Consider the following 16,879-nt stretch of genomic DNA (forward strand, 5'->3'; position numbering starts at 1 on the left):
TTGACGATGATAGAACTTTAATAATCTCTCTTTTTCATTGTGCCTGCATAGATTGCAAAAAAACCAATAAAAATACAGATTTTTTTGAAGTCGTTATTAGATGTGACCGTCAATATCGAAACACACTCGATTGGATTCGAATTGACGCCCTAACATTGATGATGCTAATTAAAGCAACTCAATGGATCAACAGGGTTGTTTTGATTTTTTTAGCTTGAATCAGAATTGGACGGTAAAACCAGCAGAAGCTCTCCAATCGATGTTTCGGTTGGATGAATCCCAAATTTCAACGCCACCACGTGCATAGACCTTGAATCATGTGGAGCCAATGTTGTTAGTGGTGTAATCGAGCCCGGATTCCAAAAGCACTCCATTTTGATCGTCTTGGTGGGATGAGCAGGAAAGGGTGTTGTCGGTCTATAGATGAAGCCAATTGTTTGAGCTGAGTTGTTTTGATGCCAATCAAGAATCCATGCAGTGCGCAGACTTGGAACAATCAGGGATCTATCGCCGCTTTTTCATTGGAACAGCGAGTTTGACTCCGAGTTTTGTCTGCAGCTTTTTTTGATCTTCAATCAATTGCGCCGCCCTCTATACCGATTGGTGCAAAGTTGAGGGATGGCCTTTTCCGGACATCACGCTCGCAAGCGCTTTGCTCAACACTGGCTAATCGATGCCGCTGTGTTGACTCAGATTCTCGATGCAGCTGATGTTCAACCAGATGATCGTCTGCTGGAGGTAGGTCCTGGTCGTGGAGCACTCACTGAAAGGTTGCTGGCCTCTTCTGCCTCTGCTGTTCATGCTGTTGAACTTGATCGCGATCTGGTCTCTGGGTTGAGGCAGCGTTTTGCAGATCAAGCCCGCTTCAGCTTGCAAGAAGGTGATGTGTTGTCTGTTCCATTGACTCTTGCTGATGGCCGTGCTGCGACCAAAGTGGTGGCCAATATTCCCTATAACATCACCGGTCCTCTGCTTGAGCGTCTTCTCGGTCGCTTGGATCGACCTGTTGATCATCCCTATCAACGCCTTGTGCTTCTTTTGCAAAAGGAAGTCGCTCAACGGATTCGTGCCTTGCCCGGGCAGAGCTGTTTTAGTGCTCTAAGCGTGCGCCTGCAGTTGCTCGCTCGTTGCACAACTGTTTGCCCAGTGCCGCCGCGCTCTTTTAAACCGCCGCCGAAAGTTCATTCTGAGGTCATCTTGATTGAACCTCTTGCTCCTGAACAGCGCCTTGAGCCACTGCTCGCCAAACGTGTTGAGTCTTTGCTGCGTCAGGCTTTTTTGGCCAGGCGCAAGATGCTGCGCAACACTCTTGCCAAGGTTCTTCCTGCTGCTGAACTGAATGCTCTGGCTGATGATCTTGGCATCAGCCTTCAGCAACGCCCCCAAGAACTGTCCCCTGCCACTTGGGTGGAATTGGCGAGGGGTTTGAATCGGGCGGATCTAGTAGACCCTGAGCCATGAGCATATCTAACCCTTCAGCTGCTTCAGGGGATCTGGTTAGCGTCTCGGCGCCAGCCAAGATCAATCTCCATCTTGAGGTGCTTGGCCTGAGGTCTGATGGTTTTCATGAGCTAGCGATGGTGATGCAGAGCATCGAACTCGCTGATCAACTTCATTTCCGCAATACGGCTGATGGCAGCATCAGCCTTCGCTGCGATGATTCCAGCCTCAGCACTGCTGGCGACAATTTGATCGTGCGAGCTGCGCATTTATTACGCGAGCGCTCAGGGTTCTCTGACCTTGGTGCCGCGATTGAATTGCAAAAACGCATCCCAATTGGAGCTGGTCTTGCGGGCGGCTCAAGTGATGGTGCAGCAACACTGGTGGGGTTAAACGGTCTCTGGAATCTCAATTTTTCTCAGGGTCAACTTGAAGGTTTTGCGGCTGAGCTTGGCTCCGACATGCCCTTTTGCCTGGCAGGTGGAAGCCAATTGTGTTTCGGCCGTGGGGAAAGGTTGGAATCGCTACAAGCGATGAAAGCATCAATGGCCGTGGTGTTGGTGAAGGATCCATCAGTGAGCGTTTCAACCCCCTGGGCTTATGGACGCTGTAAGGAACTTTTCAGTAGTCGTTATCTTTCAAAGGAATCTGATTTTGAGCAACGTCGTCAGCAGCTCAGAGAATCTTCTTGGCTGAATCCTTTGCGGGCTGATGATCCGCCACCTCTGCGCAATGACCTTCAGGAGGTTGTTGCACCCGAAGTTTCGGCTGTGCAAACCACATTGAAGTTGCTCACTGATTTGCCTGGTTCTCTTGCAGTATCGATGAGTGGATCTGGTCCAAGCTGTTTTGCCCTTTTTGCTGACGTTGCTTCAGCTCAGGCTGCACTTCAGCTCCAACAGCCTGCCTTCGCCGCAGCTGGTTTAAGCAGTTGGTGCTGCGCGTTCCGCTGTGAAGGCATCAAACTGGAAGCATGAGCGATTCCAAAAACAGCTCTTTCGAGAAGGCAGATGCAGAGTCATCCAACACATTGGCAGAGACGCCTGTGACACCACGCAAGGGCCCGCTCAGTTTTCTTTCTGGGGCGATCACCAGTGGACTTTTTGCCTGGCTTTGCCTGATTTTGAGCCAGAAGACAGTGACTTATTTCGCTCTTCATTCGCCTAATTACAGCTCTGCGATTGCCCAAAGCATTGCTTCGGGGTTTAAAACCCTGATCATCGGCATGTGTTTTCTAGCCACATTCAGCTTTGCCTTCATTGGTTTTGGACTAACCCTTGTGTTTATTCGCAGTTTGTTTGCTGGCAAGGAGCCAGATGCTGCCTAGCTTTTGTGGGTTGACAGCCTGATTGCCGATTCAGGACTTCTACAGATGACGCCTCACGATCTTGGTCAGTTGGTGCTGTTGCTCTCTCCTGGTCTGTTGCTGTCCGTTTTGCTGCTTTCAGCATTTGCCGCAGGAGGCTAATGCTGCTCAGGCTGAGATAGCTTGGCCTCTTCCACCGGCATGGCCGGGATTGCAACGAAAACGTGTCAGGGACGCTTCTCTTTAATGCTCTTCGAGATGCCATCGATGAAGAGATGGCCAGAGATTCGCATGTTTGTGTGATGGGAGAGGATGTCGGCCAATACGGCGGCTCCTACAAGGTCACCAAGGATCTCTACGAGAAATATGGCGAGTTGCGGGTGTTGGATACACCGATTGCCGAGAACAGTTTTACGGGTATGGCCGTTGGCGCCGCCATGACTGGCCTACGCCCGATTGTGGAGGGCATGAACATGGGTTTTCTGCTGCTTGCTTTCAACCAGATCTCCAACAACATGGGAATGCTTCGTTACACCAGTGGCGGAAATTTCACAATTCCCACCGTGGTGCGTGGGCCTGGTGGTGTGGGACGCCAACTCGGTGCTGAACATAGTCAGCGACTTGAGGCCTATTTTCACGCTGTGCCTGGGATCAAGATCGTTGCTTGCAGCACGCCAACCAATGCCAAGGGCTTGATGAAAGCCGCGATCCGAGACAACAATCCAGTTCTCTTTTTCGAGCATGTGCTGCTCTACAACCTGATTGAGGAGCTCCCAGACGGTGATTATGTCTGTGCCCTAGATCAAGCAGATCTGGTTCGTGAGGGTAAAGACGTCACGATCCTCACCTATTCCCGTATGCGTCATCACTGTCTCAAGGCTGTTGAACAGTTGGAGGCAGACGGCATCGATGTGGAATTGATCGATTTGATTAGTCTCAAGCCCTTCGATATGGAGACCATTGTTCGCTCCATCCGTAAAACCCATCGGGTGATTGTGGTTGAAGAGTGTATGAAAACTGGTGGGATTGGTGCTGAGTTGATTGCGCTGATTACTGAGCAGTGTTTTGACGAACTCGATGCTCGCCCAATTCGCCTCTCCAGTCAGGACATTCCCACTCCCTATAACGGCAAATTGGAGAATTTCACGATCATTCAGCCTCATCAGATTGTTGAAGCGGCTCAGCAGATTGTTCTTAAGGGGCTTTGATTGATGGCACGTCAACAAGGCTGGTTTGCGCTCATTCTTGCTCTTGCCATTGCGGCAGGTTCTGTCACTGCAAGCTTTCCGCTTGAGTTGGGCCTTGATCTTCGTGGTGGCAGTCAGCTCACTCTTGAAGTGCAGCCCGCTGGTGAGATCACTCGCGTGAAATCGGATCAGCTAGAGGCGGTCAAAGCTGTTTTGGATCGTCGCGTCAATGGCTTGGGTGTTGCCGAATCCACCCTGCAGACCATTGGTGACGATCAACTGGTGTTGCAGCTTCCAGGAGAACAGGATCCCACCAGGGCTGCCAAGGTGCTTGGCGAGACGGCCTTACTTGAGTTTCGAGCTCAAAAACCTGGCACAGAACAGGAGGTTCGCGGCCTTCAGCGCCTAAAACGACAGGTAGAGAGCATTCTCAAGTCCAAGCAGGAGCGTGCGATATCCGGAGAGTCTCCCTCTGATGATGAACTCGACAAACAGCAACTTGTTGAAGCGCAGCAGGCCTTTGGTTTGCAAGGCAGTGTTGGCAGTGAGGTCGAGCAGCTGGAACAGTTGAATGAGAAAGTCAGCATCAAGATCGCTGAACTCTTCGAGCCCACGTCCTTAACCGGGAAGGATCTGGTCACAGCTGGGCGTCAGCAACAGCAGAACGTTCCTGACAGCTGGGAGGTGACACTTAGCTTCAACCGAGAAGGCGGAGATCAATTCGCCGAGCTAACACAATCAATTGCTGGCACAGGTCGTCTACTTGGCATCGTTCTTGATGGAAGGTCGATCAGTGAAGCCAGCGTCGGGGAACAGTTCAGAGCCGCTGGCATTACTGGTGGTGCGGCCACGATCAGCGGTAATTTCAATGCTGAAGATGCCCGCGACCTGGAAGTTCAGTTACGAGGTGGTTCGTTGCCATTACCAGTAGAAATTCTCGAGGTTCGAACCATTGGTCCCACCCTTGGTGCTGAAAACATTCGCCGCAGCTTGATCGCAGCGCTCTCTGGTCTCGCCTTGGTGGCTGTTTTCATGGTGGTTGCTTATCGCCTTGCGGGCTTGGTGGCGGTGTTGGCATTGAGTCTTTATGCCCTGTTCAATCTCGCTATGTATGCTCTGATTCCTGTCATCCTTACCCTGCCTGGGATTGCGGGTTTCATCCTCAGTATTGGCATGGCAGTGGATGCCAATGTGCTGATCTTTGAGCGTGTCAAAGATGAATTGCGGCGTGGAAACACCTTGATTCGCTCGATCGAGACTGGATTTTCCCAGGCTTTGTCGTCGATCGTTGACGGCCATCTCACCACTCTGATTAGTTGCGCAGCGCTCTTTTTTCTGGGTACGGGTTTGGTTAAAGGTTTTGCCGCCACCCTCGGCATCGGTGTTGTGCTCAGTTTGTTTACGGCATTGAGCTGCACTCGCACTCTGCTGCGTTTTTTGATGGGCTATCAGGCTTTGAGGCGACCTACCAACTTTTTGCCTGCCAAACAGTTGCCTTCTTCTCTCGCCTGATCCATGGCTGTTTCATCATCTTCAGGAACTCGTCAACGCCCACTGAGATTTGAACTTTGTCGTCAACGACGACGAGTTTGGGGAATCTCAGGCCTGTTTGTGGTTTTGAGTTTGGTGGGATTGATCCTCTGTTGGCTGAACCCTTCGATTGGTGCTCCCCTTCGTCCAGGACTTGACTTCACTGGTGGAACTCAAATCCAGCTGGAGCGCAGCTGTAGCAAGAGCTGTCAGTCGCTGAAAACCACAAGTGTTGAAGAGGTTTTGGGGGCTCTTGAGTTACCCGCTGACAAAGACAAGGTTGCTCCAAACCTCTCACGAGCCAGGGTTCAGCTTCTTGATGGGGGTCAGTCTCTGGTCTTGAGGTTGCCCTTCCTCTCTGCTGCTCAGGGGCAAGCTGTCATCAAGGCAATGGATCCTGTAGCGGGTCCGTTTCAGAGTGGTGGTCAATCGGTCGACACCATTGGCCCAAGTCTGGGAGGCCAATTGCTGCGCAGCAGCTTGATTTCTCTTTTGGTGGCGTTCACGGGAATCGCTATCTACATCAGCCTCCGTTACGACCGTCGATATGCCCTTCTGGCCCTTGTGGCCCTTGCCCATGACGTGATCATTGTTTGTGGGATATTCGCTTGGCTGGGCCTGTTGATAACGCTTGAGGTGGATAGCCTCTTCGCGGTAGCGCTGCTCACCATTGCCGGCTACTCGGTCAATGACACTGTGGTGGTCTTTGACCGGATTCGTGAGCGCAGTCGTGAAGACAACTCACTGCCACTGACGGAACAGGTTGATCGTGCCGTATCCGCGACCCTCACAAGGACCCTCTACACCAGCGGTACGACCCTGCTGCCTCTGCTCGCTCTGATCCTCTTTGGCGGTGCAACGCTCTACTGGTTTGCGGTTGCACTTGCTCTTGGAGTGGTGGTTGGTAGCTGGTCGAGTATTGCTCTAGCCCCTTCATTGTTGAGCCTCTGGCAAGGCAGTGGTCCTCCGGCAGGGCCTTTACCAGCCCCTGCTGCTGCTCCACAACCGCCGTTGTCTTCCTCCCAGCCTCCGATTGAGGGAGGAGATACGATTTCAAATGGCTGAAAGGGCCCGTTCCCGTGGCCTATCTGGCGATCGTTGGTTGCCCGTTCTTCTTTTGGGTCTGTCTCTCTGGGATTTACGAACAGAGTTTCTCTTGCTCTGGGAGCATTTCACCTTTACACAGTTGATTTTTGCTGTTCGCCATCACTGCCTTGCTGTGATTGTGCTGTTTTGCAGTCCTTCGCTTTGGCGCCGATATGGGGTCTCGCGGCGGCGTTCAGATGCCGGCGGCAACATTAAAGGGCCAATTGAATGATGCAAAGATTAAGGCTTGGATGATCTATTCGCAAGGTTATTGATACTACTTAGAATTCGTGTTAGCGAGTTAAGAAAAGGAATAATGTCCTCAATCAAAAGACTGATTTTGCGACCTTTCATCTCACTATGAAGGCTCCACTGTTGGCAACTGTTTTCCAATCATTATGCTCGTTGTCCCATTGAGTTGGGCCGGCAGTATTACCGCTGAATCAATTGGAGTCAGAACAACGCCATCGAGCGAGCCTGGCTGCAAATACATGCAGATGCAACGGTCAGTGGGGAGAAGTGCACCACAATCGAAGCCTGGCTTGGCAACACTCGTTATCGCTGCAGAGTGCACTTTACCGATCCTCAATGAAGAGAAACTAATGTTATCTGAAATCGCGGTGATTAGTTCGGGTTGAGATCATTAAGTTGAGCAGGAAGAAGGCATAGATAGCAATGGCAGTTTCAGCCTATGCCGCTGTATTCATCGTTGTGCAAGGCAGCTAAAAGGTTCCCTTCGATGATTTCTATTTCGGCTTAGCAGCTCAAATAGGTTTTGATCCCCAAAGGTGTTAGCCAGTCAACTGCCGATCTGACTTGCCAGCTTGATCCATGGGGCCCGTGGGATGCCCCTCTGCAAGAGATGGCCTCTCTCATGAAATCAGCAAGGGCGGCTTCTGCACTGATGGGCTTGTGTAGCCATTCAGATCTGGCCTGAAAGAAAAGTGATGAATGGAGTTGACAAGGCGATACTGGCGCGCTAGTACATGTGTACCGCTTTCAATTCATGGCGCCTGTTTCGTCTCCATATGCCACCTTCAAAGCTGAAGATTGGTCGGATGCATCACCTCAGCCAATTTCTCAATGCGCGAGAATGGTTAGCCACAAGATCCACAAGCGCCTAACCGCAAACGTTTCTCATACAACCACAAGAATAGGAAATCAGCCCCAATGGTGTTCTTTCATTCAAGGAGACCTATTTCAGGACAGCCTTCAACATTGAAAAAGGGATGAACTCCACAGAAGCTCAATGACAGAGCTTCGCAGGAAGCTAAGCAAAGCAGGTTTGCACTATTTCTAAGCACATCGGCCAGCCAAGCAAGATATCAATAGCAAAATTCTCTGTAAACATGAACAACTTATATGATTCTCTTCGAGAGTATTTCCCATTTATAGTAAAATCATTGTCTTCTTCATTCTTTGATCAGCATGCCAGAGGAGGATCTTAAAGCGTTGCTTTCCAAAGTTGCATCAGATCCGGTGCTTCAGCAGAAGCTTGAAGCACAACGTGTTGACACTCATTGGTTTGTGGTGCTTGCCAAAGAAGCTGGATTCTCTATCACAGTGGACAACCTCAAAAAACAAGCTCAGGCTTTAGAAAGTAAAGACCTTCAGCAGGCTGATGGAGTGCTTAATAATCAAACCGCAGACGAGCGTCCCTGGCTATAAAATTGTGGACGAGTAGCAATTTAAACTGATCTAGCCAAAGAACCTTTCGTGATTTGGCTCATGTATTCATTCCTTCTAATATCAACCGAATGCTCTATATAAGCTTACAAAGCTATTCACTGCAACGCATCACAGACATTATTGATATAGACTTTAACTTGCATTATTCTTTAATATCAAGGCCTGTGCCTTTAAGATGCATTTAGATCGCCAATCTTCTTTCTAATAGCATCAATCACAAAGGCCAATTGATTAGCAACAAATCAATAGATGCTTCCAATGATTAATACGAAATATCCTTATGATTAGGCCTTTAGCCATTGGTCATTCTTCGTAACTGGATCCTGATCTGTTGGATTAATCAACAAGAAATTAGGCTCAAAGCAATCACAAGCGAAAGCTTCGCGAAGCATTTCATATGCATTGTCATAGATCCTTAATTGAATAGGCAAGGCTTATAATCTGAGATCTCAGCAATTGCAAGGCTGATCCGCTGACATAGAGCACACCCAAATCAGGTTCATGGCGCAGCCAAGCCTCACCAAGTTCGCTTATCAAACCCTGCAGCAGAGCAAGACTCTTGCGGGCCTGGCCCATAAGGAATTGAGCACAAAGCTGATGGAATTGCTGGCACCTGATGCGATGCCAAGCATTGAACCGATTCCGCGAGAATTGCTGATGGAGCTGCGCAGCTCAATGTCAGCTCTCGAGCAACTTGACTGGCATGAAGCTGAACAAGGCATTTATCCAAAAACGCAGCTCTTTGAAGCTCCGTGGTTGGAATGGGCGAGCCGTTACCCCTTGGTCTGGTTAGATCTTCCCTCGACATGGCAGCGGCGCAAGGCACGCAATATTCATGATCTGCCAAACGATGTCGATTCAGAGATCTATCCCGATTACTACCTGCAAAACTTTCATCATCAAACCGATGGCTATCTAAGCGACCACTCTGCAGAACTTTATGACCTGCAGGTAGAGATTCTCTTTAACGGCACTGCAGACTCCATGCGGCGCAGGGTTTTAGCGCCTCTCAAGCGCGGGCTGAAACGCTTCCAAAGCCGCAGCTCCGCCAGTCTTCGGGTGTTGGATGTCGCAACTGGAACCGGTCGAACCCTGCAACAGATTCGCAGCGCCCTACCCAAAGTTGAACTGCTGGGGTTGGATCTATCAGCAGCTTATTTACGTGAGGCCAGCCGCTCGCTCAATAGCCGCAATGGAGAACTCGCGCAACTGGTGCGCGGTAATGCTGAACAGCTGCCGTTTGCTGATCAAAGTGTGCAAGGCATCACGTGCGTTTTCCTGTTTCACGAATTACCGAGCTCGGCCCGGCAAAATGTTCTTGACGAATGCTGGCGCGTGCTCGAACCAGGCGGAGTTTTGGTCCTAGCAGATTCTGTACAAATGGAAGACTCGCCCAAGTTCATCCCTGCCATGGAGAACTTCCGGCGGATATTTCATGAGCCGTACTACCGCGATTACATCTCCGACAACATTGAGGCACGTTTCCAAGCAAGCGGTTTTGAGGGCATTGCTGCCGAGTCTCACTTCATGACACGAGTTTGGACTGCTTTCAAACCGCTCCAAAACAACGCTTAAGCGGGTTTCCTGACACTCGGTAGTTCAATCGAGTCTCACAAATAGGGTGCTCTTGTTAGATGCAAAATCCGGTGTATTTTTTCCTGAAGGGACAACATGAGTAATCCCTTTCAACTGCGGTGGTTACAGGGCTGGACCTTCCAAATTGTCTTAATGGAAGGCAAAGTGCAAGTCGAGGCTCAAGGGTTTGGAATTTGCCTGCGAACGGCATTACTTCACGGTGAAAGCCCATCAGCCGCTGCAGACCGACTGGTCCTTGCAGAAGATCAACGACGGCAATCTCTTCGTAATGCTTGGATGCGCGGTCAACAGACGTCAAACCCTAGCGAGATGCCACTGCCTCCTCTGGAGCATGCCATTCCAGATATCTCTAAGTCACTTGTAATAGTCGAGCAGGATCTACTAACAGCCGTTTGATCTGAATTCAAACGCAATTACCCGCTCTGGCTGAGCCACCAGCCAAGGGCAACTCCAGGTCCACCCCAACGCAGGGCCCGCCAAATCCACTCGCCAGACGACTTAGGCCGCAACCATTGCGCTGAAGGTATTTCCAGTATCTGAAGCGCGAGCTGCCTCCTCTGTTTGCTCCGTCTTGCTGCCAGCATCTTGGGGGATCTTTTCAGTCTGTCCTGGCGCTGCCCCAAAAGCATCAGCCTTGACAGCCCATGCAGCCAACGGAGTCGAACCTGACGTGGCCGTATCACCATTCAGATGGCTTTTGCTATCACAAGCAAAATAGACCAAGTGATCCGTTGATAAAGATGGGAATCAAACAAGCTGAGTGGCCAATTGAGGTCCAACGCCAGGCCATGGAGCTTCATGCTCGGTTAAGCCTCAATGATCACAACTGGCATCAACAAAAAGGAGATGCCGACCGCAGAGCTGCAGAGCTTCTTGCTGGAGCCTTAGTCCAGCTGCTTCAAGGTGGAGAACGCTCTGATGTTGAGGCCCTTACCGATCAAAGCCTGCGCTGGCTAAGGCGCGAACTGAAAGCTCCTGGTTGCGGCAGGGATTAAGACGGTTGTTGCAACAGGAATGGCCTTTGCAGCAATCGCCCTAATGCTCACGCAAACCTGCATCAGAACTTCCCATTCATGCCGCTGGCTGGGCCTGCAGCGATCGAAGCAACCCACAATCACTCAACCAGGCAAAGCGCTACAACTATGCTAGGACAGGCGTACTAGCATAGTGCAGGTTGGCGTCGCTAGCGAGGGCCACAGAAGTAGGTCCAGGCTTTTTGCCAGAGGAATCAATCTTCCTTGCTGTTACTTGTGGAGATGTGGTGATTGTTCAAGACAATCAACGGCATGCGCCTGAGAGTTGGTGGATGGGAGAAGTGATTCATATTGTCTCTGGAGCTAGAGGCCCTGACCCGTCCCTATTTCAGGTCGCTTGCATTGATACTGGTGTAATCAAAACCGTCAATGCTGATCAAGTCACAAAGGTGGTCCGATCAGTTAGCTCTCAACATCAACAAAACGCATGCGTTAGTGAGAAGTGAGCACCTTGACAAAACAGCAGGCGTTATGACTTTATCGCTTATAAAGAGCAGAAAATAAGATGAAACAACGTTGGATCAATTTGCTCATGATATAGAAGGGATCATTTTTAAAAAACCTTGGCGGATTAAATCATGAAGGTGCTATTTCATGCTGAATGACCGAAACTTTTCTTAGGCTCTTTGGAATTCATACAACTCTACGGAAATGATCATGGAAAAGATAATTGCTTTACTTTTGCCGATGAGGAGTAACAAAAGCAAGGCTTGGATAGAGAAAATAGTTCTCTGTTTGAAAATATTGACAGATCACTTGTCAACGTCAAGCTTAATTTTAAGAAGCCCACCAAGTCCATACTTGGTCTCAATGAAGAAAAGCTTTCAGTCGGCCATAGCCTCGTAGCAAATAGCGTTTAGCTAGAGGCAAGGCCTGCTTCAAGTAGAAGTGGTCTATCGATGAATGAAGCTGTACAAGCGCTAAAATACTAATTAAAAAGTGAGAATTATGTCGACACTACTTAGGCTGTCAACTAAAACAATGAATGGATCCACGTTCTTGCTTGATTATTAATTAGATGGTGAATACATATCAGCTTCGCTTCTAATTATTAGTTCATATGATTGATAGCATTCAAGTTTGTACGCTGTCAGCAGTGTTAAGTGCTTTAGGACGTCGACAGGCTAGTTGTAAACGATTGCCACGCTGGCTCCAGCGCACATCATCAAAACACTGATGAATCAGAAACATTCCACGTCCACTATTTGCTTCGAGTTGAGCTGGAAGGCAACCAACTCGAGCATTGAGCGGTACACCGATCCCTTCATCCTGGATCTGCCAAATCATCCAGTTAGGCGTAAAGATTCGACGAACTCGCAGAGATTTGCCTGGATCTCCGCAATTGCCATGCTGCACTGCATTCACCAAGGCCTCCTGCAATCCCAGCTGTAGGCGATAGCTGGTGTCCTGACAGGCAACAGGTTCAAGCAGGATCTCCAGCAAAGGAGTGAGCTGCAGGGTTGAAGGAAGAATGAAATCAGCCCAACGAAACAGAGGGGCCACCCCCTGAGGGCTAACGCTGAATAGAAGCCTAGAAGCTGCCCGTGACCAGGAAGGCATCAGGACCATTCAGACCTGTTTTGACCATAACCGTTCGCGTGCTCTAGGCCGGAGACTCAAACTGAAATCTGCTCTAACGGCGGGCTGCAAGTGATGGATGATGCAACACCGCATCCATTAAGCGCACACCCCGTAGCTGATTAATTAAAGGCATATGCCCCTCAGGGGCAGAGAGAGACCACGTAAAGGAGCCTGGATAACGTGTCCATGTTCCCTCCTGTTTCCAACCAATACGAGCCCAGAGACTGTGATATCTGCCATCGAGAGCGTTCAGCAAGCGCGCTTGGGTCGTAAACCCAAACCTTCCTTGTGAATATGCAGTCCAGAGACGATCGATTGTGACCAGGTCGAGGCCATTGATCGCATGCACCTCACTGAAGTACACGTAACCACGCTGCTCGGCTCCAGGTCCTGCAAGTTTGCGCAGCGTTGCACTGGTGAAGCGATCAGCCTCCTCAAAGTTTTCGGCTAGCAGCTCGCGTTGCAAAGGCTCATAGTCGATCCCCACAGCTGATGGGGTCGAGAACCAGCCACTCGACTCGCTGCTCAACAGGCTGGGCAAAACCTGCGGCTGATGACGCTGAAAAACCTGCAGAATCCATCCTGCAGCCCAGTCGTCTCCGTCTGGGTCAAAAGAGGCAAGAGCTGCTTGAGCTAATGCAGCCAGCTCTTCTGCCCGTTCTTCAATCGTTTTAACCAAGCTGAGCCGTTGACGCTTTGAACCACTGGTGAATTGTTCCAGTAGTTCTTCAACGCTCTGGTTGTTGGAGGGGGGGGGACCGGAGATCATGGATCGAAACCGGCTCTTCTGGCTCGCCGCTGGCCCACTATGTCAGGGAGGGGGACCGTGACAAGAGTGCGCGAACGGGCAGAGATAGCCACTTCTCAATAAGAAAGGCACAATTGAGATTGGCAAGCGTTTGAATAATTAGTTCTTCCTGCGGAAGTAGGCATAATCTTCTGTCTTGTAATCGCTGATATTGAGTTCTTTCGGTGTACTTTCGGCTTTTTCTCCCTGAGGAGCCTTAGAGGGTGCTTGGATGGAAAACTGAACAGGGAGTAAAGACCATAAGGAAAGCAAAAATAACTAAAACCAGCAAAAATCGGCTCTTCAATCGACTAATCGTCGAGAAGAGGCAGGGCCTAGAAAAATAGAAAAGATAATGACAATGTGGATGAGGTTAATTAAGTAAGCAGCAGCGAAGACAATCTCGAGCCAGGAAGTATATTAAAAAATAAAGAGAATAAACAGACATGGAAAAAGAAGAAATAAAACAAAAACTTAAAAATTAATCATATTGAAAACACTGTCAAAACTCGGTTATGTTGATAAAGAAGATTTGGACATGAAAATTGGAGCAGTCACCTTCAGAATTCGAGCTTAGAGACTTTATTCTTAGAATCTTGGAGGAGATGGGGCCAGAAAAAGCTCTTGATAAGTTACTGCAGTTTATATCTCGTGTAAATACAAATCAAATCCCAGAACAACTAAAAACTCTAAAAGTATCATTAGAATTGGCATCTAAAAATAAGCGAAATTTAGACTTCCTTCTATTTCGGATACTTGCGGCAAAGGGAATTACGTTTCCCTCCAGTGAGGTTTATTTTTCTTATGGTTTTCCAAAAACAGACTTTGTTGTTTACGCTAATTTATTAAATGGTCGTATTGGCGACTCCTTGGATCAGTTGACTAGATTACTGCATGTTCAACAGAAGCGGAATTTGATCTTGTTTGTTCGGTCAAGGATCATAGAAGGTGGCTCTGTCATTGTCGCGAAAAAGGAATTTCACGAAGGTGTATTACCTTCTATTGACTACTCTTCGATAAGAGATTACATATATTCTGAATTCTCAACAATAAAATTTGATCGAAGTATACTTCAGTCTGCACCAAGAGCATTGCTTGGGAACATCATTACAAGTGAAAGAGAGTCGATCACAAGTTCGACAAACACACTGGTTTTGCATGTGAGAGGTGGAGACGCGTTGATTGAGGGAACGATGAGACTGCCGCCTTTGAGTTATTATAAAAGATGCTTAGAGGAGAGCGGCATAAATGCTGTTACAATTGTTTGCGAGCCTGACAACTTAAATAAACATAGTTGCCTTAATCCTGTGCCTGATAGAATCATAAATTGGTGTAAAAAGAAAGGGGTAGAATACAAGCTTCAGTCAAGCACTAACCCCTTGCTTGACCTAAGACTACTGTATAATGCCACTCATGTGATTGCCTCAGCTTCTAACTTTTCCAGATTAATTCCTCTTTATGGAAGTAAATGTATAAAGCTTTGGACTCCTTCGGATGAAGATGGTGAGGACTCTAATTGGATGAATGATGATTGTATTGAATATAGAAACTGTTGGGATAAATTTGACTCAAACAAATGGTCTACAGATCTAAGGTATCGCCTAGCATGGGTCTCAGGTGAAATTTAGTGACAAACATAGTGAACCAAACGCACCTTTTGAAAACTGAGATCGCTTGATCAAGCGTGAAAATATTAACCGTTGAAAGAATACTTAACCATGGTGATATGTAATGGTCTCATGAAGAGAGCTACTTTAGAATTCAAGTATTCTACAGTAAAAATATAGTCGTGACAATAAGTCTTACTTTAACAATATTTAAACAGGAACTCAGTGGAGTTAGGCTGATTAAACCTACAGGTCTAGTGCTGATGAAAAGGTGTCACAGAGGAATGCAATGGCTATTAAACAGCCATAACTAACCGAAATGCACAGAGGCGTTTAAATATCAAACTATTAAATTAAATCTAAGCTTAATCTCAAGGCAGATATAAATATTCAATTGTCATAGACTAAGGATCAAGTGTTTTTGTTAACATGAGAGCGGGATTTGATAGGAGTCATCTGTTGGAATTTCGAGCTGGTTCAATAGAAGATCTTATTGGTAAGGGGGAGACAGAAAAAGCCCTTAAATTACTAAAACAAAGATTAAGGTATACCGAAGACTCAGAAGACTACAGGAGATTGGGACTGTGTTTGTTGAGCACTGAATGTATAGATGAGGCAGTGAAAGCTATCAAGACCTCACTTAAGATAAAGGCGAGTTACGCTTCATATAGATTACTAGGATATGCTTATTACAATAAAAATGAAGTCAAGAATTCGTTAGATGCATACGAAAAGAGTCAGGAGCATCTATCAAAAGTAGATGATGGCTTATATTTTCGCAATGGTTTTGACAACCTCAATAAAGAATATAGACGAAGTATATACGAGAAAGGATGGTCCACAAGAACTGCTGAGATACAGAAATTAATAAATACTGGCGAGACCAATTTATCAAGAGTTATAAGATATTGGAGAGATATTTCTGAAGATCAATCATCTTCAGAATTTGATTCTATCCATTACCTTGGACGCGATGCACTAGTTGGAAAGCTATCGTCTTATTCGATGTCACTGGCTACAAATGCCTATAAAGAGAATAGTCTGTATACCTTCTGCGCTAAGCATCCTAACGCTGATTGGATATTAGAGTTGGGAGGAGGTTGCGGCCAGAATCTCTGTAAGATTTGGCTTAATAATGGTCCAATTAGAGCAACTTACATATCAGCTGAATTTACGGAAAGTGGACGCATTGGTTGTAAACTCCTAGCGTCACTAACTAATGAGATGAGGTTGATAAGTATGCCCTTTGATTATTATCAAACTGATGTGGCTGAGATAATCCCAAGGGAAGGGTACGGAATAGTATTTACAAATTATAGTGTGGAGCAGATTCCCTTATTACGGAAAGATTTTATTACAGAGCTTGCTTCCATTCGAAACTTGATTGAGGTCATGCATTTGGAGCCTATTTGCTGGCAACTTGATGATCTAAATCTTTACAAGTCAATGCTAAATCCAATATCATTTGAAGTATATATGGAGAGGTGCAAACTAGAGAATCATTATCGGAATTTCAATCTAAATCTAGGGAGTTTACTCAAGGAAGCAGAGGAGAAGGGAGCCATAGCAATAGATCGGACAAACTCTGTTCAAATAAGTCACGCTTCTAGCCACTATAATCCAGGTTGCAAGGTAATATGGTCACCTAATCGCTTCAAATCATAATGCAGTTAGAAACACAAAACTATTGATAAACTTATTGCTGTCTTGAATTATGTTTCAAAAACATTGAAGAGTTGTACTCTAATAACTTTCTAATCATGAAGTAAATATCTCAAAAATAGTACTGAATAGTCACGAAAAGCATGAAGTCAACTAAGTTATCTGTCAAGCAGACCAACTTTATATAGGAAGATAGTCAAGCCTAAGATAGTATTTATACATGTTATTTATGATTAGAGGAAAAAGCCTATTTTATTGCAGTAGTCTTTGTTTATTTTATGGATTATTTTTCGCCCAATGCTGGATTATGTATTGGATAAGCCATAAGGTTTTATTGATCAATAGTATAAGTTGTAGAGCCGAGCAGGCTAATT

The 16,879-nt window shown here is 47.3% G+C and carries 17 protein-coding genes; 14 read left to right on the forward strand and 3 right to left on the reverse strand.

Annotation, left to right across the window (positions count from 1 at the left end):
- The first annotated feature begins 618 nt into the window (after positions 1-618).
- The 10 genes from rsmA to SIB66_RS10580 all read left to right on the forward strand — a co-directional run bounded on the left by rsmA (position 619) and on the right by SIB66_RS10580 (position 10,230).
- Positions 619-1,461 carry a 16S rRNA (adenine(1518)-N(6)/adenine(1519)-N(6))-dimethyltransferase RsmA gene (gene rsmA, locus SIB66_RS10535; RefSeq protein WP_063395827.1) on the forward strand — a complete coding sequence of 281 codons (843 nt, stop codon included), beginning with the start codon at positions 619-621 and terminating at the stop codon, positions 1,459-1,461.
- Entirely contained in the window at positions 1,458-2,417 is a 960-nt protein-coding gene (gene ispE, locus SIB66_RS10540) for a 4-(cytidine 5'-diphospho)-2-C-methyl-D-erythritol kinase (protein WP_063406747.1), read from the forward strand. Before rsmA ends, ispE begins: the two co-directional genes overlap by 4 nt.
- Positions 2,414-2,767, forward strand: coding sequence for a DUF3082 domain-containing protein (locus SIB66_RS10545; RefSeq protein WP_063397527.1), 354 nt, complete (start codon positions 2,414-2,416; stop codon positions 2,765-2,767). Before ispE ends, SIB66_RS10545 begins: the two co-directional genes overlap by 4 nt.
- Before the next feature lie 203 nt (positions 2,768-2,970).
- Positions 2,971-3,954 (forward strand): pyruvate dehydrogenase complex E1 component subunit beta, encoded by a 984-nt coding sequence (locus SIB66_RS10550; RefSeq protein ID WP_011826254.1) that lies wholly within the window; start codon positions 2,971-2,973, stop codon positions 3,952-3,954.
- Between the two features lie 3 nt (positions 3,955-3,957).
- Positions 3,958-5,445, forward strand: coding sequence for a protein translocase subunit SecD (secD, locus tag SIB66_RS10555; RefSeq protein WP_063407047.1), 1,488 nt, complete (start codon positions 3,958-3,960; stop codon positions 5,443-5,445).
- Between the two features lie 3 nt (positions 5,446-5,448).
- Positions 5,449-6,528: a protein translocase subunit SecF gene (secF, locus tag SIB66_RS10560; RefSeq protein WP_063406746.1), complete on the forward strand. Its 1,080-nt coding sequence runs from the start codon at positions 5,449-5,451 to the stop codon at positions 6,526-6,528.
- Positions 6,521-6,781: a hypothetical protein gene (locus SIB66_RS10565; protein WP_011129994.1), complete on the forward strand. Its 261-nt coding sequence runs from the start codon at positions 6,521-6,523 to the stop codon at positions 6,779-6,781. Before secF ends, SIB66_RS10565 begins: the two co-directional genes overlap by 8 nt.
- A 1,196-nt stretch (positions 6,782-7,977) precedes the next feature.
- Entirely contained in the window at positions 7,978-8,217 is a 240-nt protein-coding gene (locus tag SIB66_RS10570) for a Nif11-like leader peptide family natural product precursor (RefSeq protein WP_041384951.1), read from the forward strand.
- A 522-nt stretch (positions 8,218-8,739) separates the two neighbouring features.
- Complete coding sequence (locus SIB66_RS10575; protein ID WP_063397532.1) at positions 8,740-9,813, forward strand: class I SAM-dependent methyltransferase; 1,074 nt, start codon at positions 8,740-8,742, stop codon at positions 9,811-9,813.
- A gap of 96 nt (positions 9,814-9,909) precedes the next feature.
- Positions 9,910-10,230 carry a hypothetical protein gene (locus SIB66_RS10580; RefSeq protein ID WP_063397533.1) on the forward strand — a complete coding sequence of 107 codons (321 nt, stop codon included), beginning with the start codon at positions 9,910-9,912 and terminating at the stop codon, positions 10,228-10,230.
- A gap of 17 nt (positions 10,231-10,247) precedes the next feature.
- Here SIB66_RS10580 and SIB66_RS10585 read toward each other — a convergent pair whose 3' ends face one another.
- Entirely contained in the window at positions 10,248-10,520 is a 273-nt protein-coding gene (locus SIB66_RS10585) for a hypothetical protein (protein ID WP_074159195.1), read from the reverse strand.
- 54 nt (positions 10,521-10,574) lie between these two features.
- On the opposite strand from SIB66_RS10585, the gene SIB66_RS10590 reads away from it, so the two are divergent.
- Together SIB66_RS10590 and SIB66_RS10595 are read left to right on the forward strand one after the other, a co-directional pair.
- The gene (locus SIB66_RS10590) at positions 10,575-10,829 is read left to right on the forward strand and encodes a DUF6439 family protein (protein WP_063397535.1); all 255 of its coding nucleotides are present in this window, start codon (positions 10,575-10,577) and stop codon (positions 10,827-10,829) included.
- Positions 10,830-11,008: 179 nt separating this feature from the next.
- A complete protein-coding gene (locus tag SIB66_RS10595) occupies positions 11,009-11,314 on the forward strand; it encodes a DUF3104 domain-containing protein (RefSeq protein ID WP_063397536.1) in 306 nt (101 codons plus the stop codon).
- Positions 11,315-11,942: 628 nt separating this feature from the next.
- On the opposite strand, the gene SIB66_RS10600 is transcribed toward SIB66_RS10595, so the two are convergent.
- A complete protein-coding gene (locus SIB66_RS10600; RefSeq protein ID WP_011826268.1) occupies positions 11,943-12,437 on the reverse strand; it encodes an ATP-binding protein in 495 nt (164 codons plus the stop codon).
- A gap of 64 nt (positions 12,438-12,501) precedes the next feature.
- Positions 12,502-13,218 carry a GUN4 domain-containing protein gene (locus SIB66_RS10605; RefSeq protein WP_063406743.1) on the reverse strand — a complete coding sequence of 239 codons (717 nt, stop codon included), beginning with the start codon at positions 13,216-13,218 and terminating at the stop codon, positions 12,502-12,504.
- Between the two features lie 623 nt (positions 13,219-13,841).
- Here SIB66_RS10605 and SIB66_RS10610 point away from each other — a divergent pair.
- Entirely contained in the window at positions 13,842-14,864 is a 1,023-nt protein-coding gene (locus tag SIB66_RS10610; RefSeq protein ID WP_236073777.1) for a hypothetical protein, read from the forward strand.
- 438 nt (positions 14,865-15,302) lie between these two features.
- Complete coding sequence (locus tag SIB66_RS10615; RefSeq protein WP_063421705.1) at positions 15,303-16,508, forward strand: hypothetical protein; 1,206 nt, start codon at positions 15,303-15,305, stop codon at positions 16,506-16,508.
- Positions 16,509-16,879: the final 371 nt, after the last annotated feature.

It is taken from the genome of Prochlorococcus sp. MIT 1318 (genome assembly GCF_047304505.1).
Lineage (GTDB): Bacteria > Cyanobacteriota > Cyanobacteriia > PCC-6307 > Cyanobiaceae > Prochlorococcus > Prochlorococcus marinus_D.

What these genes read in the sequence shown, in the direction of transcription:
- secD (WP_063407047.1), top strand. Translation starts at nt 3,958, where the DNA reads ATGGCACGTCAACAAGGCTGGTTTGCGCTCATTCTTGCTCTTGCCATT.
- SIB66_RS10590 (WP_063397535.1), top strand. Translation starts at nt 10,575, where the DNA reads ATGGGAATCAAACAAGCTGAGTGGCCAATTGAGGTCCAACGCCAGGCC.
- SIB66_RS10565 (WP_011129994.1), top strand. Translation starts at nt 6,521, where the DNA reads ATGGCTGAAAGGGCCCGTTCCCGTGGCCTATCTGGCGATCGTTGGTTG.
- SIB66_RS10575 (WP_063397532.1), top strand. Translation starts at nt 8,740, where the DNA reads ATGGCGCAGCCAAGCCTCACCAAGTTCGCTTATCAAACCCTGCAGCAG.
- SIB66_RS10580 (WP_063397533.1), top strand. Translation starts at nt 9,910, where the DNA reads ATGAGTAATCCCTTTCAACTGCGGTGGTTACAGGGCTGGACCTTCCAA.
- secF (WP_063406746.1), top strand. Translation starts at nt 5,449, where the DNA reads ATGGCTGTTTCATCATCTTCAGGAACTCGTCAACGCCCACTGAGATTT.
- SIB66_RS10605 (WP_063406743.1), bottom strand. Translation starts at nt 13,218, where the DNA reads ATGATCTCCGGTCCCCCCCCCTCCAACAACCAGAGCGTTGAAGAACTA.
- SIB66_RS10600 (WP_011826268.1), bottom strand. Translation starts at nt 12,437, where the DNA reads ATGGTCCTGATGCCTTCCTGGTCACGGGCAGCTTCTAGGCTTCTATTC.
- SIB66_RS10610 (WP_236073777.1), top strand. Translation starts at nt 13,842, where the DNA reads ATGGGGCCAGAAAAAGCTCTTGATAAGTTACTGCAGTTTATATCTCGT.
- SIB66_RS10570 (WP_041384951.1), top strand. Translation starts at nt 7,978, where the DNA reads ATGCCAGAGGAGGATCTTAAAGCGTTGCTTTCCAAAGTTGCATCAGAT.
- ispE (WP_063406747.1), top strand. Translation starts at nt 1,458, where the DNA reads ATGAGCATATCTAACCCTTCAGCTGCTTCAGGGGATCTGGTTAGCGTC.
- rsmA (WP_063395827.1), top strand. Translation starts at nt 619, where the DNA reads ATGGCCTTTTCCGGACATCACGCTCGCAAGCGCTTTGCTCAACACTGG.
- SIB66_RS10585 (WP_074159195.1), bottom strand. Translation starts at nt 10,520, where the DNA reads ATGGTGATACGGCCACGTCAGGTTCGACTCCGTTGGCTGCATGGGCTG.
- SIB66_RS10545 (WP_063397527.1), top strand. Translation starts at nt 2,414, where the DNA reads ATGAGCGATTCCAAAAACAGCTCTTTCGAGAAGGCAGATGCAGAGTCA.